Genomic DNA, 22,197 nt, shown 5'->3' with positions numbered 1-22,197 from the left:
GGCGGAAGGGCGCCGCGGAGCCGTGGCGGCCGCGGCGTCTTCCCCGCCGTCCGCCGCGCGGCGCAGCACGGCGACGAAATGGCCTTCGCCGCGCGCCCGATGCGGCCAGATCCGTTCGGTTCGCTCGAGCGTGAACGACGGGTGCCGCGTCAGGAAAGCCTCGATCGTATCTTCGTTCTCGGCTCGGTTGAACGTGCAGGTCGAATAGACGAGCGTTCCGCCGGGCCGCAGCATGACGGCCGCGTCGTCGAGTATGCCGCTTTGGCGTTCGGCGCAGAAGGCGACTTGCGATTCGGACCATTCCCGGACCGCATCGGGGTCCTTGCGGAACATGCCTTCGCCGGAGCACGGCGCGTCCAGCATAATCCGGTCGAAAAAGGCGGGGAAGCGCGCTGCGAGCCGGTCCGGGGATGCGCTGACGACGACCGCATTGCGGATGCCCATGCGCTCAATATTTTCGCTTAATATTTTGGCGCGGGCCGGATGAATCTCGTTGGCGACAAGCAGCCCTTGTCCCTGCATCCGCCCCGCGATCTGCGTCGTCTTGCCGCCCGGGGCGGCGGCCAGGTCGAGAATCATTTCACCGGGCCGGGCATCCAGCAGCTCGGCCGCCGACATCGCCGACGGCTCCTGGATATAGTATAAGCCGGCTGCATGCCAAGGGTGGGTGCCGGGGCGTGAAGACTCGCGGTAATAGTAGCCGTCCTTGCACCAGGGGACGGCTCGAGCCCGAATTGCTCCTGCAGGACGGCAAACAGCCCGGTGTCGCGCGGTCCGAACTTGAGCGGATTAAGCCGCAGGCCGTAAGTCCGGGGCTCGCCGTAACTGGCGAAAAAGCGCTCCGCCTCGCTCTCTCCGAGCATTCGCCGCATCTGTTCGATATAGCCGGCCGGCAGCCGGATGTCGTTCATGGTGCAGACACTCCTTTGCTTCCATCATAACGTTCGGTTCTTCGTCCAGTATATCAGTTGCATGCGGTGAACGCATCCGGCCGCTTTGGTCCCGTTCCGAAGCGCAAGCGGAAGTTCGGGCCGGGCTGGCGGGGAAACGATCATTTTGCCGGAAGCGGCATGCATCTTCCCCGCCGATATGGTATGCTGGTCCGGAGAGTATAGACGACGGACAGAAGGAAGGATGCGGCATGGACGGAACGCGACGGGCGTCGATTCGGCCGGGACTTACGGTCGATATCGTCTTGAAGAAGGATCAGCGGACAGGGAAATTGACCCGGGGCGTGGTGCAAGAGCTGCTGACCAACTCGGCATTTCATCCTCACGGGATCAAGGTGAAGCTGACAGACGGACGGGTCGGGCGCGTCAAAACGATCGTTACCGGCGGGCAAGGAGAGTGAGGGGCTGTGGCCTTCGGCATTTCCCGTCAGGAATTGAAAAGTGGAAGGAACAGGCGGCGCGCGGGGAAATCGCGTTCCTTACCCATTATTGGGTCGATCCGCGTTTTCCCGGTATCAGGACGGTCACCAAGGTCGGATGTGCGGATGTCGGCAAGCTGGCCGACTGGTGCCGGAAGAATGGGCTGAACCCGCGTTACATCCATATGCGGGATGACTATCCGCATTTCGACCTGCTCGGACCGGAGCAGAAAAAGGTGCTGATGCAGGAAGGGCTGCGGGATCATATCGAACGGTTCCGGCTGTGACGACAGCCGCTTTACGGGAGGGAACGGATATCGGAGAACGCTGCGGGAGAACGCGTACGGCTTGTACGGTTCCCTGAAAACACTGCTCTATAACATCGTAACTTAAGCTCGACATCGGCAGCGGTACGGGCGTGCTGCTCGAAAACATAGCCCGCAACCGCGTCCTTGTGTTCACCCCGAGAGGCTTCTTCCCGCAGCAGGGCGTCGATCATTTCGGGCTGCGCGGGGAACGCTGGCAGACGCATCACAGCGGTTGGAAGCCGGAAGAATTTGTCGAAATGGGTTGCGAGGTGCTGATGATGAAGCAGTTTCACGATGCCAGCAATAAAGCTTTTGTCGAGGCGTTCGGCGCGAACGGCAAACCGGTTGACGCTTTGCAGGCCTGGAAGGACCATGGACTCGACAAGTAGCGGCGCAAGCCGCGCATCCGTTTTCCGCTGCGGCGGGAGGCGGATTTTTTACCCATCCTTCTATCCATATACCCCAAATATTGGTATACTGATAGGATAGCAACAGCGTATTTCGCAAAGAGAAGGCGACCGCCAATGAAAATTCCGGAGCTGTATGAGCTTGAATATGTGTTCGAATGCGATGCCGCACGTTCGGATCCCGAGGTGCCCTGGTATTACGACTGCATCTCCTTTTCGCTTGCGCGGAACCGATGCAGGATCGATTTTTCGGTCGAGCCGGGCATCGGATGGGGGCGGGTGGCCATTTATGTCTTGGATGGAAAATGGTCGATCTTCATCTCGAAAATATCCGGGAGCTGGCGATTGTCAGAGACGGCGGATATGAAGGGCTCGTGCTCATTTTCGACGAAGGTCATGACGTGCAACCGCTTGAAATCGGGACCAAACCGGACATCCGGGTAAAATGGGGGACGTCGCTTGGCTTGTACCGGTAGCCGCTCGGCTTGTGCCGGTTGACTGAGCTGAGCGCTGCCGTCCGAAGGAGGCTGAGACGGGTATGGAGACGCGACTTTATATGGTTCGGCATGCCGAATCGCCGTTCGTCTTCGGCGAGGAGAAAAGCAGAGGCTTGTCGGAACAAGGGAACAAGGATGCCGCTCGGGTGGCCGAGACGCTGCGCGGCGTCGACGTCCATTATATTGCGTCCAGCAGCTATGCGAGAGCGGTCCAGACGGTCGAACCGCTGGCCCGGCTGAAAAATCTTCCGATCGTTACATATGATGCGCTGCGGGAACGGCCGATTAAAGGGCTGGACCGGAAAGCCTCCTGGGAGACGCTGGTGGCCGCGATCGAGAAATCGTTCGACGATGTGGACTATGCCCTGGAAGGCGGCGAGACGACGAGGGAAGCCCAGAGGCGGGCGATTCCGGTCATCGAGCAGCTACTGGCGGATTACGCCGGCAAACATATCGTGATCGGAACGCACGGGAATATTATGACGGCTATGATGCATTATTACGATCGGCGTTACGGCTTCGGGTTCTGGAAACGAACGACGAAACCGGATATTTATGAAATGGCTTTCAAGGGCAGCGAGTTGACAGGGATCAGAAGATTATGGTCCGACCCTTCGTGAAGCGGCCGGTCGCCCGCTCCCTTAAGGTTCTCGGGTTCGTGAATACGAGGGACGTTAGCTGAAATATGACAAAGGCGAAAGAAGGAAAACATATTGATCTCAATTCATAGGGTTGAATATGATCAGAAAACTACATTAAGAAATCTTCTAGAACTCTATAAATATGATTCTAGTGAGTTTGACCCTGAAGATGTAAATGAAAACGGTCTATATGAATATATGTATTTGGATCATTATTGGACGGAAGAAGGAAGGTATCCTTTTTTTATTCGAGTAAATGGAAAACTGGCTGGGTTTGCCCTAGTAAGAGAGATTGTAACTAATGATAATAACCAAACGAATTATTCGATGGCAGAATTCTTTGTAATGAAGAAATATAGAAATCAAGGAGTAGGTCAACAAGCATCTACTGAATTATTTAATAGATTTAGAGGTATTTGGAAAGTTGCTCAAATAGAAAGTAACAAACCAGCTCAAATTTTTGGAGAAAGACAATTGAAAGATATACCAATAACAACTACCAAGAAATTAGAGAAGATGATTGGGAAGGACCTATTCAGATATTTTCAACAGCAACTCGATGAAGAGTCCTACTTCATATTAAACTTTATTCATGCTTCGGCGCATTCGCGCCTCGGTCCGTTACAAGTTACCCTTTTAATCAGATTTAACTCTGAATAGCCTACAGAGTGAAAATAACCCAAAAAAAGCTACGGGATAGAAAAACTCTCCAGTTCATTGAGCGTATATATGTGAAACACTCAATACAATGGATTGGAGGGGTTCATTTGAAAGTTAGAAAGCTTTTTTTGCCACTGTTGTTCTTTGATTCCTCGGCGCGAGTATAGTTAGTGCTGAGTCCATTTCGCGACAAATTCGCGTTTGGGTTAATAATGGGCAACAACGAGCTTTATTTTTCGAAGCGATTCATAAAGGAGTGGTATAAAGGAATCGTTACATGGGATAACAAAACAAAAACAATCAATGTTTTTAACCCGAACGTCCACATGTTGACAAGAAGCATCGATACGATTTTCGGTGAAGTGAATCAAAATTCAAGGGTTACATTCAATGTTTTCGCACAAATTGACATTCTCAAAACGGATATCTCTGCCTTCAAAGTGACACTTACAGACCCGCATGGGCATGAAACTTTGATTGAGGAGCGCCGTGAAGGCAAAAAGATTTTCCAGATCGAGGGAAAGAGAATTTTGGATAAACAGCAAATACATAACATACAAGTTTGAGTATAAAGGGGTCTATACGGTACGTTTTTCAATGCAGCCTGTTGATGAAGAAGAGATGCATATTGTGTCGGAAAAAACTATTGTATCTAAATAATTCGTGTTTATCGACAATCGATCCGGCATATGCTGAACACGAATCAAGTCATGCGATGAAAGCGCCCCATAAACAGCAATTAAATTAATTTATTGTTGTTAGTTGTGGGTGCCGCCACTGTTCGCAAGCAATGTTCAGTACTGAACATGGGACTGAAAAGAGAACTGCAAGGTGTCGCTTGAACGTTTATCTGATGGAAAGCTCCTCTCATTTGAGAGAGGCTTTCGTTATTTAGGGAGCAGCTATCTAAGGCCGGATCGCGCCGTGAATGCGGGAACGTTATACGAGATTAACGCATATCATATTTAGAATAGAAATCCAAACAAATGTTCTTCTAAATATTGGTATATGATGGTATAATAGACGAGTACAATTGAATCTTGGGTACAAGAGAAAGTAAAAACCTACCCCAAGGTTCGCGGCCGAAGGTAGGTTTTAAGCCTCTAGACTTAGAAGGGAAAAACCCATCCAAGCCAATTGTGCAGCCGAGTGTTCCAGCACTCGGCTTCTTTATAAGATATGGTACCACAATCAAGTTAAGATTTGAATCAGTATACGCACATTGATTTAAGTACTTTTCAGGCAGGCGTTAACCACGTAGCTGAAATTTTTATATATTGAGTGGAGTGATTCAATGAAAAATAAAGGTACTGTTGTTATAATTGCTGTTGTTATTCTCGCGATCGGAATTATTGTCGGTACGTATATTGCCAAGTTGTCTGAGGACAAGGATACGGTAATTTCAGCAACACCTGTTGTTAACGAAAACGAAAGCTCGACACCAACAAGCGGGAATCGTTCGAGCAGTAAATACAATTCTGGAGATATAGTAGATATCGCTAAAGCGAAATTAGCACATTCAGTAGTGGCGGTCACAGATCGTTTTATGGACGCGGATGGTCATAGCTATGAAATCTTTAATCAACCGGATGATACAGTAAGCAGCATTGTTATTCATTTAAATAAACAATTTTCAACTCTGAAATACTCCGTTTTTAATAAGGCGATTTTAACGGGCAGCGGTTCGGAGGGGGCAAGCATTATAAGTGAATCCACGAAAGACGGAGAGCCAATTGGCAATCCAATCCTATCAGAAGTAGTGCCAGCAGATGAAATTTACCCTACAGATATCGAAGTGGATGTAACAGGTTTAGATTATGTAGTAGTAGTTGACCAAAAGCAAAATCTACAGACATACAATTTCATTGCGATTGCCAAGTGATGTTTAAGTAGTCCAGGAAGCCAATAACTCAGCTAACACCATATTCACGCTTCGGGCCATTCGGCCCTCGGTCCGGCAGAGGTATTTCGTGGAAACTGGATCAGGCGGACAACCCTGCGAACCTAATCGCGACGTGGCCGCCCCGTTGGGACTTAAGGTTCTCGGATTCGTGAATACGAGGGACGTTATGTGTAATTCCTGCAAGTGCATTAGGGGAGGGGGATTCAATGAAGACTAAAATAAAGCAAGAAGATCTTCTTTCTTATCATTAAAGCTGGTTATGCATTGAACCAATACTGCTCTCAGTACGAGGTAAAAGTCTTTCCTCGAAATCAGGACATACCTCGTCATTTAGACATGTCATATTAAATTTGAGATATATGCTCCCTTAATGGTTGCGAGACAGTGGTGGAAATATGTTGTTGGTTCTGCTCATTTCGAAGGCACAGGGGATAGTCTGGAAGCATGGAATGAATCAAGTCGCAGATATATAACGGAAGAACCGACGTTCTACGTACCTTCACCTGAGGAGTGTGTGCGGAGCAAGCCAGGCTATTTTTGCCCGCGTATGGTATGTATGTTCGTTGGTATTGGACCGCTTCCTTGCAATCCGTATGCCACTTTCTTAATCAACGTCTGGAACATGACGCTCAGAAAGAAATACAAGAGTATGCCAAAGCAATTCTCGAACTCAGCAAACCTATTTTTCCAAATTCATTAAAAGAGCTTGTAAATAAACACGAAGTATAAAAATCTTGTGAAGACTCAATGGAGTGAAGACGGTATCATATAAACCCTCCCAATGAAGGAGAAACGATCATGGGATATATCATGGATCTGCGGGAACAAGTTGGCTCAAGGCCGTTAATTATGGCCGGTGCATGTGTTTTGATTTTCAATCATGACTCTCATTTATTGTTGCAAAGAAGAACGGACAGCTTAGACTGGGGCACGATCGGAGGAGCATTAGAGCTTGGAGAATCATTAGAAGAAGCAGCCAGCCGGGAGTTATTCGAAGAAGCGGGGTTGACAGCTCGATCATTCAAGTTCATAACTCTGCTTTCAGGCAAAGATATGTACTATAGATATCCGAACGGAGATGAAATATATAATGTAATGGCTATATATGAAGCTATTGGTGTTCAAGGCAATCCAAAAGTTAATGACAATGAAGGACTTGAGCTTCGGTATTTTCATTAGATAAACGGATTGAAAATTTAAACCCGTTTACCGAGCATGTACTTAGAAGAGCGGGATACATAACGGAGTGGTAGCAATCTAACGAAGCATCGGGGCATAAGTCTTTGGAATATATTCAAATCGATTGATTCGCCCTACTCCATCTGCTTTTTTGATGATGATTTCGGCAATAATCAACAATAGTACAATGCTGCTGTAAAGGCCAATCGTGTAGCCTGCAGCATAAGCGAGGCCGAATCCCTGATGAAAAAGGAAGGTGACGAGATGAATGAGCATGTTCGTGTAACAAAAGACGTAACTTCGGATCATCCAGTTCCGGTGCCGGTCGATTCGTTTCATTTTGATGTGCACAAGCGCCGCAATGGTTATAATCAACCATATCGTATTCAGCACATTGAATCCTATGCTGCTGATTTTGCCTCCGGTGGCGTAAGGCGCCATATATCCGGAAGTTACAATGACAACCAGAACGGACACGAAATAAATGTAGCCGTTGACACGATGGAATCGGCGGCTTTTTTCAAAGAGACGATTTGAAAAGTTGAGCAGTCCTGCCGCCATGGCGATGCAGGCGAATGCGACATGCACGTACATCACCTTCAACCAGATCGGAACATTCAGCTCCCGCTGAAGTCCGGTTTTCCGGCTCAAAAATCCCCAGGCTTCCGGATCAATCATATAATTCTTTACCAAGGTGTGCAGGATAAATAGAACTGCAGTAAAGGCCACAAATCCGTATAACGTTTTTTGCTTCTTCATGGGTTTCATGTGATCACCTATCTCATCTCAGCTTCATCATGATTCCGGATCAGGACACACGTGTGCCAATTAATTTGGAGGCTGGCAGTATGCCGGCTTTAACGATTCCGGTCATGCGATCCCCGTCAGCGACAACCTCGAAATGCAGGTTTAAGCGTATCGGTTTCGTAACGCGCAGTGACCAAAACAGCTTGTTATCCTGAAGAAGAGGAGCCATAAATTCGACCGTCTCATCCCCTTGTGTGGCCTTGCCCCGGATCACTCCGTTCTTTATGGATATCGAGAGCCTGACCTTAAGTTTTCCGACTGGCGTTGCGATGGAAGTATCCCAATCCCCATGAAAGACAGACGCATGCGCGTTATTGTACCGCAAGGTGTCGCAAGTCGCCGCAGTCCGATTCGACACGATCAAGGATTCCTTGTCCGTCCTTGCCTTTTGAGAGCCGGGCGCCATTCCTTTCTCTCTCCAAACCGTTCCTCTCCGTTCGAATTCGAACAATTGCTCTACTTCATGTGCGATTCGCGGTCCAAGTTCTCTTTCCACCAAATACAGGGCTACATCGAGTCCCGAAGTGACGCCGCCGCCAGTCACCAGATTGCCGTCATCCACTATTCGTGCCGGGATGGGAATGGCACCGGTAGCTTCAAGTAAATCCATTCCCAGATGATGGGTTACCGCCTTTCTGCCTTCCAACAATCCCCCATGGCCAGCACCAGGGAACCGCCGCACAAGGTGGCGATGACAGTGTTTTTTGGTCGAGAGCCTGGCGAAGCAAACCAGTCAATTCTGTTTGCATGGCTCGGCTCAGAATAGCCGGTATCGAATTGGGTTCATCTCCTTCAACGTCTCCTGAAGCGCCTGGTACGAGAACAATATGCGCACGTTCGGGGTCCAGCCTGCCACTGGCTTCCATTTTCAATTCGTTGATGCCGCTGATCACGGGCCTTGGACCTTCGGCAGTGACAAACTCCACACTTAACCTGTTTTCGCTTTTCATCGCAGCCGCGCAAAAACTCATAGGGTGCAACGGCGTCCAGTAGGTCGAAACCGTCAAAAAGCACAATTTGGATCGTTAACAACAGTCATTCCCCCTTATGTTTCGTTGCCATTGATCATAACAAATGAATATCTCAAACGACGAAGTAAAATCATCACAAAACAATAAACAATTCGTCACAAAATGTAAGATTCAATTTGTGCTTGCAGAAAAATGATAAACTAGAGAACAAAGGCGGGATGTTGACGATGGCAAAAATACGATACTCGTCGTAGACGATGACCAAAGCATCGTGGAATTATTAAGAGATTTTTTTGAATTTGATCATTTCGATGTGATAACCGCTGGCGATGCCGCAGAAGCATTGTCTATGCTCCGGCAAACTTCGGTGGATTGTATTATGCTGGATGTCATGATGCCGGGACAAAATGGATTTGAGCTATGCCGTCAGATTCGGGCGGAGAGCAACGTTCCCATTCTTTTCTTAAGTGCACGCAGCGATGATGTAGACAAGATACGAGGACTTACGCTGGGGGGCGATGATTACATTGTTAAAACGGCTTCGCCAGGGGAGATTGTTGCCAGAGTGAAAGCCGTATTGCGACGATACTCCGGCCGGCAGGACACGAATGAAACAATTTTGGATTATGGCCGCATCAAGATCAACCTCTCCACCAGAGAAGTAATCGTGGAGGGGAAACATGTAATGCTTACACCGAAAGAGTATGAATTGTTACGATTATTGGTTGAGCATCCAAGACATGTTTTTTCATATGAACAATTACTTTCGAAATTTTGGGACGGAGTGGGCGATAGACATACGATTCGCGTCCATCTTAGTCGGCTTCGCGAGAAAATCGAATCCGATCCCGACCATCCACAGTACCTGGTCAACGTATGGGGAGTAGGCTACCGCTTCGAGGGAGGATAAAATGAGAACGCTCCGTATCCGCTCGTTTACTTTGCTTTGTCTCTTCTTCATCGTCTTTATGCCGTGGCTCTTTTTGTCGCAGCTCATTTCATGGAAACGAAAACGTTTAGCTTTGAAGAAAGCAAATTGCAAAATGAGATTCAGCAAAGGCAGCTTTCCGAGATGATTCGTTTGATTGAAATCAATGCGGACAAATGGAGGGATCCGCAATGGCAAAACCGACTGCATGACCAGTTGCGGCAAGCAAAGATGGATGTGGCCATTTTATCCGCTTCGAATCAGGAAATATTTCGATCCGATCCGGAGCGAAGCGGCGGTTCGACGGAACGGTTCTCCGTCATAGAGGATGGTCATGTTGTTGGGAAAATTATCATATATATGCCGAGGTCGAATGCGTTTCAAATGATGGCGGCGCTAGGCGGACTGTTGCTGGCTTTTTTGTTGCCGGCTTTGAAATGAGGAGGTTTCTCCTTAAGCCGCTTGAGAAGATGAGTGTTGCAGTCAAACAGATGGCCGCAGGGGATTGGGATGTGAAACTGCCTGTATCCAGAATTACGGAAATCGCCAAAGTTCGCGATGGATTTGAAATGTTGGTAGACGCTCTGCAAAAATCTCATCAAAAACAGGTAGAGCTTGAGGAAGAACGCCGATTCGTAATTGCTGCTGTTGCGCATGACTTGCGGACTCCGTTGTTTGCTTTACGAGGTTATTTGGACGGGTTGGAACAAGGAATTGCGCAATCACCGGAGAAAATAGCAAAATATGTGGCGGTTTGCAAGGAAAAATCCGCCCAATTGGACCGGTTGGTCGAGGATCTTTTCACATTTACAAAGGTGACGTATTTGGAGGAAAATCATAACAAACAGTCTGCTGATTTGAAGCTCGTACTTTTGAAGGCAATTGACAGTCTAAGTCCGCTTGCCAGTCAAAAGCACATTACCATTTCAATCCATACTGCAGACGATTGCATCATTAGCGGAGATCCGCACTTATTGGAGCGTGCTATGAACAATTTATTGGATAACGCGGTCAGACACGCGCCTTGCTATGGCAAAATTACGGTTCAATCTTTTAAGGATGGGAATAACGCGATTTTTTCCATACATGATACAGGTCCGGGTTTCTCTCCGGAAGAACTGCAGCGTGTTTTTGAACCGTTATATCGAGGCGAACAATCCCGGAATCGTGCGACTGGGGGCAGCGGACTGGGGTTAACCATTTCGCAAAGAATTGTAAGGCAGCATGGAGGCGAACTCACAGCCCATAACCATTCGGAGGGAGGAGCTTTGCTGACGGGCTGGATTCCGTTAATGGCTTGAGTTGCGGCGGGAGACTTTATCGAATAATAGGAGACAGGATCATGAAGAAGTTATTATTGGGATCTATCATTATTCTAGGAATGATAATCATATACTTCGTGATTTCAACATATCCGAGGGATATTCATATCAATGCAGAAGGAATGAAGTATAGATTAGGCAATGAAAATATAGGAAAAGAGGAATCTGTCCGAATAAAAATCGATGGTAAACTCTACAAAAGTATTGCGGGGAATAAAACATTTAAAGGAATTATTACCATTGAAGGCGAAGAAATACCGGTTCCGGAAAATCAAAGACAACTGGAGATTCATTTTCGAAAGGAACGTTATGGATCGGTTGTATATACTTATATAGAAGATGGAAAGCCTTATATGTTTAATTATGGCACTATTTATATTGATAAATCATTTAGCAAGGCTACTTTTACCGTTTTCGATCGAATGGATAATAATCAAGGAACTTGGAGTGCGGATAATGGAATCATGATTTCCGTACCGGCTTACGACAGGGGCGAAGCACTTGGCATATCTAATATGCTGATGAATAAATATCTTGATGGTTACGTTTTGAAATGAATAATATCAAAAACAAGCCAAGTTCACAGGAGAAAAAATCATTTTGAGTAGACGGTTTGCAATGAAATGGATGAGGTTAAGAAAGTGACATATAATGGAATTTATGAAAGAAAATCATATAAGAAGAATGGAAGCCGAAACCGATAAAGATGCAGTAGATTTTTATAGAAAGATTGGTTTTCACGTAACAACTTTAGGAGAAAAATATCCCGGAATAGAACGATATAAGTGCATATTGATAAGAGACTGAATCTGAAAATTGATTCAAGAAGTCACGCAGTGGGGCTATTGCCCCGGCGTTGGACGCAGGAGTGCGGAACAAATTCTGGCCGAAATCGACACCGACATGGATCAGTTCCCCTCCGCCGCACATTTGTGTTCATGGGCAGGACTGGCTCCAGGGAACAATGAAAGTGCCGGGAAACGAAAATCGGGGAAGACGACCAAGGGAAATTGAACTTGGGCCTCATCATTATGAAGAGCGCAAGCGAACTCATGTGGCAAGACAAGCCATCCGTAAGTTAGAAATCCTGGGTTACAAGGTCACGGTGGAGGAAACGAACCAAACCGCATAATGATGTTTCCCAGATTATACCACATGAGTAGGATATAACAGGATACCGGCCTTTTTGTGCTTCTAAGCTACTTTAATTTTCGGGATAGTATAAGTTGAACAAAGAAAGGAAGGGCGTCTCATGAAATTATGGCTGCTTCTTCATCTGGCGGGTGTCGTATTATTTGTAGGAAATATTATGACGGCGGCGTTTTGGAAAGTTCGAGCGGAATTTCAGAAGAACCCGGCCGTCATTCATCACGCTGTAAAAAACGTAATGCTCGCCGATTTCGTGTTCACGATTCCGGGGCTCATTCTTATCGTCGTTTCGGGAATCGCCATGGCTGTTCGAGCGGGAATCGCCATGCACGGGTTTAATTGGCTTACGTTATCGCTCGTATTGTTTGCCATTACAGGTGTTATCTGGCTAGCGATTCTCATTCCCTTGCAACGTGCCATGATCCGTCATAGCGCTGCCTGCATCGAGAGCGGGAACATCTCTAAAGCGTATGTTAAAGCGTCGCGTTTATGGGATGTTTTTGGTATTATTGCAACTTTGCTGCCGATTGTCATTCTTTACCTCATGATTTCGAAAAGCTTCTAAACTTTTTCCGACATCCCTCATTTGCAAAAATAGCTTCGAAATGGACGGACCGGTCAATCCCGTTCGCATGAAAGTACACGGGGCATAGCGGGCTATATCGGCGAAACCCGCCGGTTTTGGTTTTTCGCCATTTATCTCACCTCGAATACGTCGTTATGGAAGATGCCGATGTCAATTTACTTTATTTTATTAGCCGGATATTACTTTTACTATCGCAAAATAAGACTGCTTCAGTCGGCTATCCGTCAAGACGCTGCGTTATTATGACCAACTGGGGCTGCTCAAACCCGCACGCACGGACGAGACCACGGGTTACCGCTACTATACGGCAGAACAATTGTTCCGCCTTCACCGCATACTCGCCTACAAGGATCTGGGCTTTACGCTGGATCAAATCCGAACGATGCTGGATGAGAATGTGTCCTCGGAACAAATTCGCGGCATGCTTCGCTTAAAAAAGGCTGAGCTGCAAAAGGTGTTGCAGGAGGAAACGGCGCGTCTTGCACGGATTGAAGAAAGACTCGTTCAGATCGAACGGGGCAACGATACGAGGGTTCTGCCGGAGGCGATTGTCAAACCTTCGGAGTCTATTCTCGCCGCATCCGTTCGAGATATCATCCCAAGATCGCAACTGAGCGATCTGTTTGACGAAGTCGTCCGGTATGTGTTGCCGGAAGTGCCGAGCATCGCAGCGCTGGCGCATCAATGCCATCTGAACAGCATCTGCCGGGTGGACACCGATTTGGCTCTTTGGATCGAGTCCAACGGTTATCGTATTTCCGAGACGTTCCCTTGCCGCGAAACCTTTGTTCTGACCGATGAAGTCAATAGAGAACTGTATGTGGCGGAATTGCAAATACCTGTGGAGATCGGATAGAGCCTCCGGAAGGGCATCATCATGAAGCTTCCTGACGATACCCTGAGGGGAGAAAAATGATGTCTGTTCGTTCCGAATATCCCGGTACGGTATGTTCCAGCGAGAAAAAGAAACCAAAGGCTTCGGAACAGCGTCGCATTCCTGTTGCCATTGTCATTTTGGCCGTTAGCATATTCGTGATCGGAACGGCGGAACTTCTTCCGATGGGGCTGCTGATTCCGATCGCGGAGCAATACGGATTGCCCGTGTCGACAGCGGGTCTGTTGGTTACCGTTTACGCTTTGGGTGTGGCGGTGGGAGGACCGCTTCTGACGATGGCAACAGGGCGAACCGATCGGAAAATGCTGCTCATGGGATTGCTCTTGCTGTTCGTGTCTGGCAGCCTGCTCAGCGCCTTGGCACCCCATTTTACCGTCTTGCTAGCCGGCCGTCTGCTCAGTTCGTTTGCCCACGGCACGTTATTCGGCATCAGCATTGTCGTTGCCGGAAAGCTCGCACCCCCGGGAAAAGAAGGGGTTGCTATTTCTTATTTGGGTACGGGGTTGACGCTTTCTACCGTGTTGGGCGCTCTCCTGTCGGCACGGTTATCGGCCAAACCTTCGGATGGCGCATGAGCTTTTTGCGGTGGCGGCTGCAGCTGCCGTATGCATCCTCTTGCTGGCCAGGTTCGTTCCCGCGTTCCCTCGCGGAGAATCGGTTGCCATGGGGAAACAGGCGCGTGCCCTTGGAAGAACGGCGCTTATCCTTGTCCTGCTGACGACGGTTTTCGGATTCGGGGGTGTGTTTGCCGGTTTCACGTACATTTCGCCTTTTTTGCAGCAAATTACGGGATTTTCGGAAAAAACGGTATCCCCGATCATGCTTGTTTTCGGAATCGGCTCGGCGGTCGGCAATTGGATAGGAGGGAGGCTTGCGGACTGGTGTCTGATGCCTACACTCTTCGGCTCGCTTACCATGCTGGTGATGTCCATGGCGGTGTTTTCCTGGGCAGGAAGCGAACCCGTCTGGGCTGTCATTCTCGTATTGATTTGGGGGATATCGGGGTTTGCGATGGTGCCCACGCTGAATATGCTGATGCTCAAAAAGCGGGGGAAGCGGCCGATTTGGCCTCGTCGCTCAACATTTCCGCTTTTAACATCGGGAATGCCTTGGGTTCGGCCCTTGGCGGAGCGGCAATTCAAACCGGTTTCGCTCTCCGCGGGGCGCCAGCCGCCGGGGCGGCGATCAGTACCATAGGGCTTGTGCTGTTGTCGGTTATTGTGATGATAGACAGACGGTCAACGGCATGATGGAAAGTAAATGGGAATAGCTTTTGAATAGACAGGATTTAGCAGATTGAGATAAGTAGGGATTTTCAGAGAAGAGCAGGCATCAGGTAACACCGTGTTTACGCTTCGGGGCTTTCGCCCTTTGGTCATCAGATGTATAATCATGGAAGAAGCTCGGATGACATACGACCCGGCCTAAGATAGGAGCTATCTAAGGCCGGGTCGCGTCGTGAATGCAGAAACGTTATCTGAAAGAAGTCAGGAGTGTGTAAAATGCCCGTACAGATTGAAGAAAAGAAATCATTTACTGTTATCGGTAAGGTAGGACAAGGTCTCTCAGCCGAAAGTCATAATTGGATACCAGCGATTTGGCAAGAAGCAAATAATAAGTTTGAGGAGATTCGAGATTTAGCCAAGACTGATAATGAAGGTAATATAGTTGGCATTTGGGGTGCTATGAGTGATATTTTTGAAAGCTTTGAACGTTGGACAGATCAAGGTAAATATTTAGCTGGTTGTGAAGTGTTTGAGAATGCTATTGCTCCAACCGGCTGGACCAAGTGGACAATTCCGTCTTACAAGTATGCGGTTATTAAATGCAATCAGAGTACATATCAAGAAAAATTTAATTATATGATTCATGAATATTTGCCAGATAACAATTATTCAATAGTTGGGGCAGTGCATGAGTATTACAACCCAGTAGAAACGAATGGAGATTTATATTTATATTTTCCAATTGAGAAACGGGATAATGAATAATCGAAGAATATTCGGTACAATGGGGTCACAATGTGGGAGAAGGTGTATTACCTGAACGATGTCATTTTGCTTCAACTGCTTAAATTGTGTGGCTGCAAGTTTTATTGGCATAGTAATGTAAAAACCGGGAAGCGAAGAACGCTAATGGAAACAAAGATGCCGTTGGGGAACTAATGAGAAACCCAGTAATGTGTTTGTATTGAATATCGCTGTTAGTGCGAACCCCAAGCTCACATGAAATCCCTGAGAGATTCGCACCCCGCGTAAATAAAGGCTTTTTTAAAAATTAAGCTCGTTTTTCTACAGAATTAGCGGTAAAATTAAACGGTTCGCACTTTTGAGCCTCTCAGTCCTTGTACAGCAAGGGCTGACGGAGGACGCTGTCGCTCCACGTGCAGGAGCGTGGATTGAAACACAGGGTGGTGATCGGCACATGGGTCGCGCATCTAGGTCGCTCCTCGTGCAGGAGCGTGTGGATTGAAATAAACCGTGTTCCGTACATACGAAGAAGCGATTTCAGGCCATGTATGAAGCTATGGATGTTCAAGGCCCTGTCGTGAAGAACAATTCGTTGGAGCATGAGTTTCGAAAAGAATCATGCTAATGGGAAAGGTAAATGATTCATGTATCTTCATGAAGTTATGAAATTAACAGAAAAAATTAAAACGCCCGATCAGTATCCTTTTAACATTCCAGCGATCAAAAGTCTCGGGACATTAAATTTCAAGAAGAACGTTACGTTTTTTGTCGGAGAGAACGGTTCAGGGAAATCAACGTTATTGGAAGCCATTGCGTATCAATGCGGGTTCAATACGGCGGGAGGAGGCCGGAATAATCAATACGAGTTAGCCTCCTCGGAAGCAAAACTTGGGGACTATATCCGGCTTTCATGGATGCCCAAAATCAATTCGGGTTTCTTTTTGCGGGCGGAATCCTTTTACAACTTCGCTAACCACATCGATGATTTGGCCAAAGAAGATCCGAGCATCTATCATGCATACGGCGGGAGATCGTTGCACGAGCAGTCTCATGGCGAATCGTTCCTATCCTTATTCAAAAACCGATTCGGGAGAAAAGGAATCTATTTGTTGGACGAACCGGAAGCAGCGCTTTCGCCGGCAAGACAGTTGGCATTTTTAAGTATTATTCATGAACTGCAGCATAATGCGCAATTGATCATCGCGACACATTCTCCCATACTTTTAGGTTACCCCCATGCGGACATATACTCCTTCGATCAGCAGCCGATCGGCTTGATTCAGTATGAAGACACGGACCATTACCAAATAACCAGAAGATTTTTGGAGAATAGAAAAAGATATCTCAAAGAATTAATAGACTAAGCTGCTACTCGCGATCGCGACTGAACTATTTCTCTGCCGGCACTTGATATCTTAATAAGCCTCTTACGAACACGGTGAAAATGAACATGGAAACAACGACCGAACCGGCGCTGACGGTGAACAAAACCTGATATCCCGTATGTTGGGAAACCCAGCCGAGCAGGATCGACCCGAGCCCGATTCCCAAATCAAATGCGGTGAAAAAGAAGCATTGGCCACTCCTCTCCGATCCGGGCGGGCAAGACGCAAGGTTGCCGCTTGAAGGGCCGGTTGCGCCGAACCGAATCCGATGCCGTACAGAACGGCTGAAGTTACTACGCCAATTAACCCGTCAGAAAAGTCACCAAAAAGAAAGTGCCGGAATTGACTTTGATCGATTCCGCAAAAAGCGGCAAAAATGTGGTGATCCCGCCATAAGAGACAGCCAGAAAAAGATGGCGGCCATGACGGAGAAAACCGATTTTTCAAAGAATTCGATTCTCCCCGCTGTGGCCCTCGGTTGGAACGGCCGTTTTGTCGCAATCGCCAGAAGGAGCGCCACGACAGAAAGGGCGGTCGCGAAAAGGAACAGGTTGTGGAAAGAATGATTTTGGATAATCCAGGTTCCGAGCAATGGGCCGATCGCCATCGCCACGGTCATGGCCATGCAAGCCTCCGTTTTATATATCGTTTAGATATATCGTTACGACATAGATCATGTGTCGTGACGATATAAATGTCAACATAAATGTCAATAATGTCAACGGCGTTTTATTCGCGCATTTGCGGAAGAAAGTTGTTTATACCCAATACGGATGGCGACGGTTATAATGAAAGTAAAAAGTTTGCTCTTCGTGAAGAAAGGAGCAGGTTTTGACCAGGAGGCGGTTGCATGGATGTTCGAAAAGAAACGCCTGAAGAACAAAGCGAACGATTAAGACAAGAGGAATTAAAGCGTAATCCTTCCGGTGCGTTCGGCGATGGCATGAATCGTGCCGAATTTGGAAGTTTGGCCGATTTGGTAGGCGGCTTGGGATGGAAAGGCACGGGGATTTTAATTTTACTATTGGTTATAGGGTATGTCCTGTATAAATTGCTGTTTTAAAAGGGACGGTGATACCTTTTTCGCCATCTGAAAGAAAGAACAAGCGTATTCGAGATGTTGTGCGAATGCGCTTTTTTCGTTTGTACTGCTGGAAAATACGATATAACCGATAGTTAAAGTCGATATGGCTGACAAAATCGGCGTTTCTGGTATAAGCTTGATTACAAATAATCAGGGAGGAGAGTCCCTTTGGCATGGCTAAAGAGAATCGCAGTGCTTCTGTCGTTCCGCCGGAGCATTCAATCCGCTGCTGTTCGTGCTGAGCGCGTCGTTCAGCGACCCGGTCATGGTGATGAACGGCGAAATGTGGTTGTGGCCGAAAGGCTTCACGCTGGACGCGTACAAGGAAATTTTCAGATTCGACGCGGTATGGAACAGCTACGCGAATACGCTGCTGTACACGAGCGTCGGCACGGTCTTGAATGTCGTAATGACGACGCTGGCGGCCTATCCGCTGTCGCGGCGGGATTTGCCTGGGCGCGGCGCGCTTATGTTTGCGATTACGTTTACAATGTTTTTTCACGGCGGGCTCATTCCGACCTATCTGATCGTGAAGGATCTCGGCATGGTCAATACGATGTGGGCCATGGTCGTGCCGACGGCAATTGCGACATACAATCTGATTGTGATGCGCACTTATTTTCAGAACAGCATTCCATGGGAGCTGCAGGAAGCCTCGCTCATCGACGGATGCTCGAACACCCGGCTGCTGCTCCACATTATTTTGCCGTTGTCGAAGCCGATCATCGCCGTCATGGTACTGTTCTACGCCGTCGGTCACTGGAACGCTTTTTTTAACGCGCTTATTTATTTGCGGGACGATGAACGGTATCCGTTGCAGCTCGTCTTGCGGGAAATTCTGATTTCAGTCAAAGCAGTTTTCTGGACGAGTCGGGGTCGACCTTCGGGATGACCGAGAAGCTGCTGCTTGCCGAAAGCAGCGGGGGCCGACAGTTTCTGCTGCGAAATGGCGATCTGTTCTGCATGTTTCCCGGCCGCACATATTATTACCGCAGGCCCGATAACTGTTCGAAGCTGCTGATGAGCTGGATCGTTGTGGAGGGGCCGGGAACGGAAGAACTGTTGCAGGCTGCCGGATTGACTCCGGACGAACCGTGCCTGCCGGGGCGGTTCGACGCTGCCATGCAGTCCGCGCTCGACGATCTGTTCCAGTTGATGAGATCGGGCTCCGGCGCGGACTCCGGCGAAGGCCTTCGGCATTCGCTTGCCATGCAAAGCGCCTTGCTCCGCTTCTTCTTCGCGTTGCTCGCGAAGGATGACGGAGCACGCCGGCCGGAGTCACGGGATTGGGTCCGGCGCAGTCTTCGCTATGCCGATCTGCATGCGGCGGAGGGGCTGACCGTAGAGCAGCTGGCCGCTATTGTCGGCATGAACCGCAATTATTTTCGACTGCGTTTGCACAGCGCGTAGGCGTGTCTCCCTCGCAATACTTGGCGAAGGCGCGTATGACGAAAGCGGCCGAAATGCTGAAGGAAAGCTCCGCTTCCGTGACCGAAATCGCATATTCGCTCGGCTATGCGAATCCCTTCGCGTTCACAAGAGCGTTTACCCGCCATTATGGTATGCCTCCTACCGCTTACAGGGAGAAGGCTCCACGCGAATAATGGCGCAGCTGGGGTCTTGGTGCGCCGGGGAGGAAGTGATCATGTTATAAAGCGGATGTCCCGAGCGAGAGCGCCAGGCCGGCAGCCGTGAACATGCCGATGGACGAAAAATCGCCGAGTTGGACCGGATTTGGGATTAAGGCGATTGGAAGTCAAAAATGCCATGAAACTTTGCTGCGGGCCGGCATTCGCCGACCCTTGGTCTGCCTGAGGGCATTTCGGGGGAGTGGAGTCAGGGGAACAACCCTAGGTTTCGTGAATACAAGAAACGTTATGTGAAACCGCTTAAAGAACAATGAAAGAAGGTGCATCGTATTTCAGCTAAAGTTATTGCTCAACAGATAAATCAATTAATACCTAATATTAAATCTGGAACATTACGATTTTATGGTGAATGGTTTGGAAGACCCATGGACAATAATCATCGGATCATTAGGGCTGATTATCAAGAGCAACTATTACTTATATATTTCGACAATAACGAAACACTCTATATTAATTTCCCAGAAGATTTTCTGATTTCACAAGAGATATTTATTATTAAAAATTCTAAGGGTTTAATATGGCAATGGTATTATTATGGGTCAGAACAGATCAATAAAAATTTAAGAGCTTATAACTATATAGTTAATAATGAAGCCATTACATCAATAAAATTGGAAGGGCATATTTTAAACAAAGTTGCAGATGAAAATCAACCAGCAATTGAAATTTGTTAGTCATTCAATGAAGTAGCGGCATCGCATAATACCGTATTCACGCTTACGCATTCACGCCTCGGTCCGTCCGAGGCATTTCGGAGAAGTGGATTCAGGCGGTCACCTTCGCACGGACTAACTGTGCTTACGCGCAGCCGGACCTTTTCTATATTGAAATATGAGAAGTGAAAGAATGGGAAGTTATACAGTCAGAACTTCAAAGGTTCCCTTTAAGAGATAAGAGCTATCGAATGCTGGGGCGTTTCGTGAATACGAGAAACGTTATGTGCAATTGAAGCAAGATCAAAAAAAGCGAGGAGATTACTCTGGTGAATGAAAAACAATAAAGAACGTGGAAGACCTGTATAAAATGTTGGATTCGCAATTCAGACCGTCGAAACAATTTTGGGAGCCCTTTTATTCCGACCGAACACGTCCGGTTCCATTCTTTCATAATAAGCCTGATGAGAACCTGCACGCCTATATCGCTTCCGGATTAATTCAGCCCGGGAGAGCCTTGGAACTGGGTTGCGGACCGGGAAGAAACGCCATTTTTCTGCACAGCAAAGGTTTTCGGGTGGATGCGGTCGATATTTCGCAGGCAGCTATTGATTGGGCGAAGGAAAGAGCCAATGAGTTATTATATCCGATCCATTTTCAATGTCGGTCTGTATTCGAATTAGAGCCCAGGGAAGAGTACGACTTCGTATATGATTCCGGATGCATGCACGGGATATTGCCACATCGCAGAATCCAATACTTAAACATGATATATAACGGATTGAAGCCCGGGGGTCATTTTGGATTGACCTGTTTTGCCCCGGGATTCGGGGATATCGGAGGCCCCCAGTTTGCGATGTCAGATTGGGACGCCTATGAAGAGAAAACGATGAAGGGCGGTCTTGCCTTTACGGCCGAGAAAATCCGTTATTTATTGTCTGATAATTTCGAATGTATTGAACTCAGAATGATGAACGAAATGGATGAGGACAGCGATCTCTTTGGCGTGCCGTTTTTATGGACATCCTTATGGAGGAAGAAGTAATGGGGTGATTTTATGAATGATATTATAAAGCCTATCTATTTAAGAAAACGGTGAAGTAAGGGGCGAGCTCAGTCGATTGCGCAGGCAGTATGCCGATGATTTGCCGAGGTGAGGAGGAGAGAGTCGGGTTGGGGTGGAGCAGCACACTTCCCGGTCGAATCATGATATCTTCAGATGGTTTGCAATGGGATTGGACGGCAAGATGCCAGGCCAATCCCATCTGAGGGTTAAACGAAAAATTTTCTTACCAGAGGCATGATAAATTGAAGCATGCCGATCCCTACTCGAATCATGGGCCAGAGCTTCCCGAACAAGCCGGTTGCGGCGCCATCGCCTCCTCCTAATGGATTGGCTCCGTCATTTCCACCGTCGAGCCCGCCAAGCCCGCCGAGTAAGGAGTCCAGCAGTCCGGAAACTTTGGCCTTATCTTGCCGGGTAAAGGAGTCCGTCAGCTTGCCTTGCCCTTGCATGCCGGACAAAATCAATTCTCCGTTCCTCACACCTACTACCCTGCCAACATAGTAGTCCCCATTCTTTAACCCTACGCATACCGTGTGCCCGATCCATTTTGATGCTTGCGCGGCTTTTGTCCGCCGTTTGGATTTCATCTGGTTCACCTCCGTCAAAGGCGGCCTGTATATAACATAGTATGCGATAGGGGAACAACGGCTTGTACGGTTGTACCGTATTTTTCAAGACAGGTATGCAAGTGTAGTAGCAAGAAGGAGGCCGTGTTATTCCTCCACAATCTCTTCAGGTCGAATGCGGGGATCAAGTCCATTTTTGTGT

General features: G+C 47.9%; 22 protein-coding genes and 11 pseudogenes. 27 read left to right on the top strand and 6 right to left on the bottom strand.

What is annotated here, in order from left to right; all coding sequences use genetic code 11:
- A partial coding sequence (locus tag PACILC2_RS05360; RefSeq protein WP_244863253.1) for an RsmB/NOP family class I SAM-dependent RNA methyltransferase occupies positions 1–618 on the bottom strand: 618 nt, incomplete at its 3' end.
- 66 nt (positions 619–684) lie between these two features.
- A pseudogene (locus PACILC2_RS26395) lies at positions 685–863 on the bottom strand (RNA methyltransferase); the annotation flags it as partial.
- A 278-nt stretch (positions 864–1,141) separates the two neighbouring features.
- Between PACILC2_RS26395 and PACILC2_RS05355 the strand changes: the two are divergent.
- The 10 genes and pseudogenes from PACILC2_RS05355 (at position 1,142) to PACILC2_RS05310 (ending at position 7,038) form a co-directional block, all read left to right on the top strand.
- On the top strand, positions 1,142–1,351 hold the full coding sequence (locus tag PACILC2_RS05355) for a YwbE family protein (protein WP_062494165.1): 210 nt from the start codon (positions 1,142–1,144) through the stop codon (positions 1,349–1,351).
- A 6-nt stretch (positions 1,352–1,357) separates the two neighbouring features.
- Positions 1,358–1,656 (top strand): annotated as a pseudogene (locus PACILC2_RS05350) (hypothetical protein).
- A 131-nt stretch (positions 1,657–1,787) separates the two neighbouring features.
- Positions 1,788–2,066: a hypothetical protein gene (locus PACILC2_RS05345; RefSeq protein WP_213527950.1), complete on the top strand. Its 279-nt coding sequence runs from the start codon at positions 1,788–1,790 to the stop codon at positions 2,064–2,066.
- A 323-nt stretch (positions 2,067–2,389) separates the two neighbouring features.
- Positions 2,390–2,560, top strand: a complete 171-nt coding sequence (locus PACILC2_RS05340) for a hypothetical protein (RefSeq protein WP_213527948.1) — start codon at positions 2,390–2,392, stop codon at positions 2,558–2,560.
- Positions 2,561–2,622: 62 nt separating this feature from the next.
- Positions 2,623–3,201 (top strand): histidine phosphatase family protein, encoded by a 579-nt coding sequence (locus tag PACILC2_RS05335; RefSeq protein ID WP_213527946.1) that lies wholly within the window; start codon positions 2,623–2,625, stop codon positions 3,199–3,201.
- Positions 3,202–3,294: 93 nt separating this feature from the next.
- Positions 3,295–3,882 (top strand): GNAT family N-acetyltransferase, encoded by a 588-nt coding sequence (locus PACILC2_RS05330; protein ID WP_307860371.1) that lies wholly within the window; start codon positions 3,295–3,297, stop codon positions 3,880–3,882.
- Between the two features lie 212 nt (positions 3,883–4,094).
- Positions 4,095–4,448 (top strand): hypothetical protein, encoded by a 354-nt coding sequence (locus PACILC2_RS05325; protein WP_213527944.1) that lies wholly within the window; start codon positions 4,095–4,097, stop codon positions 4,446–4,448.
- 728 nt (positions 4,449–5,176) lie between these two features.
- Positions 5,177–5,764, top strand: coding sequence for a hypothetical protein (locus PACILC2_RS05320; protein ID WP_062494152.1), 588 nt, complete (start codon positions 5,177–5,179; stop codon positions 5,762–5,764).
- A 326-nt stretch (positions 5,765–6,090) separates the two neighbouring features.
- A pseudogene (locus tag PACILC2_RS05315) lies at positions 6,091–6,514 on the top strand (FAD-dependent thymidylate synthase); the annotation flags it as partial.
- Positions 6,515–6,583: 69 nt separating this feature from the next.
- Positions 6,584–7,038 (top strand): annotated as a pseudogene (locus PACILC2_RS05310) (NUDIX hydrolase).
- A 4-nt stretch (positions 7,039–7,042) separates the two neighbouring features.
- On the opposite strand, the gene PACILC2_RS05305 reads toward PACILC2_RS05310, so the two are convergent.
- A complete protein-coding gene (locus PACILC2_RS05305; RefSeq protein ID WP_213527942.1) occupies positions 7,043–7,723 on the bottom strand; it encodes a DUF2306 domain-containing protein in 681 nt (226 codons plus the stop codon).
- A gap of 49 nt (positions 7,724–7,772) precedes the next feature.
- Positions 7,773–8,803: pseudogene (locus PACILC2_RS05300) on the bottom strand (DJ-1/PfpI family protein).
- Between the two features lie 210 nt (positions 8,804–9,013).
- On the opposite strand from PACILC2_RS05300, the gene PACILC2_RS05295 reads away from it, so the two are divergent.
- The 11 genes and pseudogenes from PACILC2_RS05295 to PACILC2_RS05245 all read left to right on the top strand — a co-directional run bounded on the left by PACILC2_RS05295 (position 9,014) and on the right by PACILC2_RS05245 (position 16,956).
- Positions 9,014–9,652, top strand: coding sequence for a response regulator transcription factor (locus tag PACILC2_RS05295; protein WP_244863252.1), 639 nt, complete (start codon positions 9,014–9,016; stop codon positions 9,650–9,652).
- Between the two features lies 1 nt (position 9,653).
- Positions 9,654–10,971 (top strand): annotated as a pseudogene (locus PACILC2_RS05290) (sensor histidine kinase).
- A 41-nt stretch (positions 10,972–11,012) separates the two neighbouring features.
- A complete protein-coding gene (locus tag PACILC2_RS05285; protein WP_213527940.1) occupies positions 11,013–11,549 on the top strand; it encodes a hypothetical protein in 537 nt (178 codons plus the stop codon).
- Between the two features lie 127 nt (positions 11,550–11,676).
- Positions 11,677–11,799 (top strand): annotated as a pseudogene (locus tag PACILC2_RS05280) (GNAT family N-acetyltransferase); the annotation flags it as partial.
- A 69-nt stretch (positions 11,800–11,868) separates the two neighbouring features.
- Positions 11,869–12,124: pseudogene (locus tag PACILC2_RS29735) on the top strand (transposase); the annotation flags it as partial.
- A gap of 120 nt (positions 12,125–12,244) precedes the next feature.
- Positions 12,245–12,706 carry a DUF2269 family protein gene (locus PACILC2_RS05270; RefSeq protein ID WP_213527938.1) on the top strand — a complete coding sequence of 154 codons (462 nt, stop codon included), beginning with the start codon at positions 12,245–12,247 and terminating at the stop codon, positions 12,704–12,706.
- Between the two features lie 244 nt (positions 12,707–12,950).
- Positions 12,951–13,583, top strand: a pseudogene (locus tag PACILC2_RS05265) (MerR family transcriptional regulator); the annotation flags it as partial.
- Positions 13,584–13,639: 56 nt separating this feature from the next.
- A complete protein-coding gene (locus PACILC2_RS27860; protein WP_307860370.1) occupies positions 13,640–14,197 on the top strand; it encodes an MFS transporter in 558 nt (185 codons plus the stop codon).
- Positions 14,187–14,819 carry an MFS transporter gene (locus PACILC2_RS29185; protein WP_372447053.1) on the top strand — a complete coding sequence of 211 codons (633 nt, stop codon included), beginning with the start codon at positions 14,187–14,189 and terminating at the stop codon, positions 14,817–14,819. The genes PACILC2_RS27860 and PACILC2_RS29185 overlap by 11 nt, the downstream gene beginning before the upstream one ends.
- Before the next feature lie 305 nt (positions 14,820–15,124).
- The gene (locus PACILC2_RS05250) at positions 15,125–15,613 is read left to right on the top strand and encodes a GyrI-like domain-containing protein (RefSeq protein ID WP_213527932.1); all 489 of its coding nucleotides are present in this window, start codon (positions 15,125–15,127) and stop codon (positions 15,611–15,613) included.
- A 623-nt stretch (positions 15,614–16,236) separates the two neighbouring features.
- The gene (locus PACILC2_RS05245) at positions 16,237–16,956 is read left to right on the top strand and encodes an AAA family ATPase (RefSeq protein ID WP_213527930.1); all 720 of its coding nucleotides are present in this window, start codon (positions 16,237–16,239) and stop codon (positions 16,954–16,956) included.
- A 25-nt stretch (positions 16,957–16,981) separates the two neighbouring features.
- On the opposite strand, the pseudogene PACILC2_RS05240 reads toward PACILC2_RS05245, so the two are convergent.
- Positions 16,982–17,602: pseudogene (locus tag PACILC2_RS05240) on the bottom strand (MFS transporter); the annotation flags it as partial.
- Positions 17,603–17,827: 225 nt separating this feature from the next.
- Here PACILC2_RS05240 and PACILC2_RS05235 point away from each other — a divergent pair.
- The 6 genes and pseudogenes from PACILC2_RS05235 to PACILC2_RS05210 all read left to right on the top strand — a co-directional run bounded on the left by PACILC2_RS05235 (position 17,828) and on the right by PACILC2_RS05210 (position 21,408).
- Complete coding sequence (locus PACILC2_RS05235) at positions 17,828–18,040, top strand: DUF6366 family protein (protein ID WP_213527928.1); 213 nt, start codon at positions 17,828–17,830, stop codon at positions 18,038–18,040.
- Between the two features lie 244 nt (positions 18,041–18,284).
- A pseudogene (locus PACILC2_RS05230) lies at positions 18,285–18,905 on the top strand (carbohydrate ABC transporter permease); the annotation flags it as partial.
- 44 nt (positions 18,906–18,949) lie between these two features.
- A complete protein-coding gene (locus PACILC2_RS05225) occupies positions 18,950–19,471 on the top strand; it encodes an AraC family ligand binding domain-containing protein (RefSeq protein ID WP_213527926.1) in 522 nt (173 codons plus the stop codon).
- A 2-nt stretch (positions 19,472–19,473) separates the two neighbouring features.
- Positions 19,474–19,665: a helix-turn-helix domain-containing protein gene (locus PACILC2_RS29180; RefSeq protein ID WP_213527924.1), complete on the top strand. Its 192-nt coding sequence runs from the start codon at positions 19,474–19,476 to the stop codon at positions 19,663–19,665.
- A gap of 305 nt (positions 19,666–19,970) precedes the next feature.
- Complete coding sequence (locus PACILC2_RS05215) at positions 19,971–20,384, top strand: hypothetical protein (RefSeq protein WP_213527922.1); 414 nt, start codon at positions 19,971–19,973, stop codon at positions 20,382–20,384.
- A gap of 349 nt (positions 20,385–20,733) precedes the next feature.
- Positions 20,734–21,408, top strand: coding sequence for a class I SAM-dependent methyltransferase (locus tag PACILC2_RS05210; protein ID WP_213527920.1), 675 nt, complete (start codon positions 20,734–20,736; stop codon positions 21,406–21,408).
- 227 nt (positions 21,409–21,635) lie between these two features.
- Here the strand turns inward: PACILC2_RS05210 and PACILC2_RS05205 are convergent, their stop codons facing one another.
- Positions 21,636–22,016 carry a hypothetical protein gene (locus PACILC2_RS05205; RefSeq protein WP_213527918.1) on the bottom strand — a complete coding sequence of 127 codons (381 nt, stop codon included), beginning with the start codon at positions 22,014–22,016 and terminating at the stop codon, positions 21,636–21,638.
- Between the last annotated feature and the right edge of the window lie 181 nt (positions 22,017–22,197).

Origin of the sequence: Paenibacillus cisolokensis (assembly GCF_018403665.1) — a bacterium.
GTDB classification, from domain to species: Bacteria; Bacillota; Bacilli; order Paenibacillales; family Paenibacillaceae; genus Paenibacillus_AH; species Paenibacillus_AH cisolokensis.
Note: the sequence above shows the minus strand (reverse complement) of the source record. Positions and strands in the feature narration are given on the sequence as shown.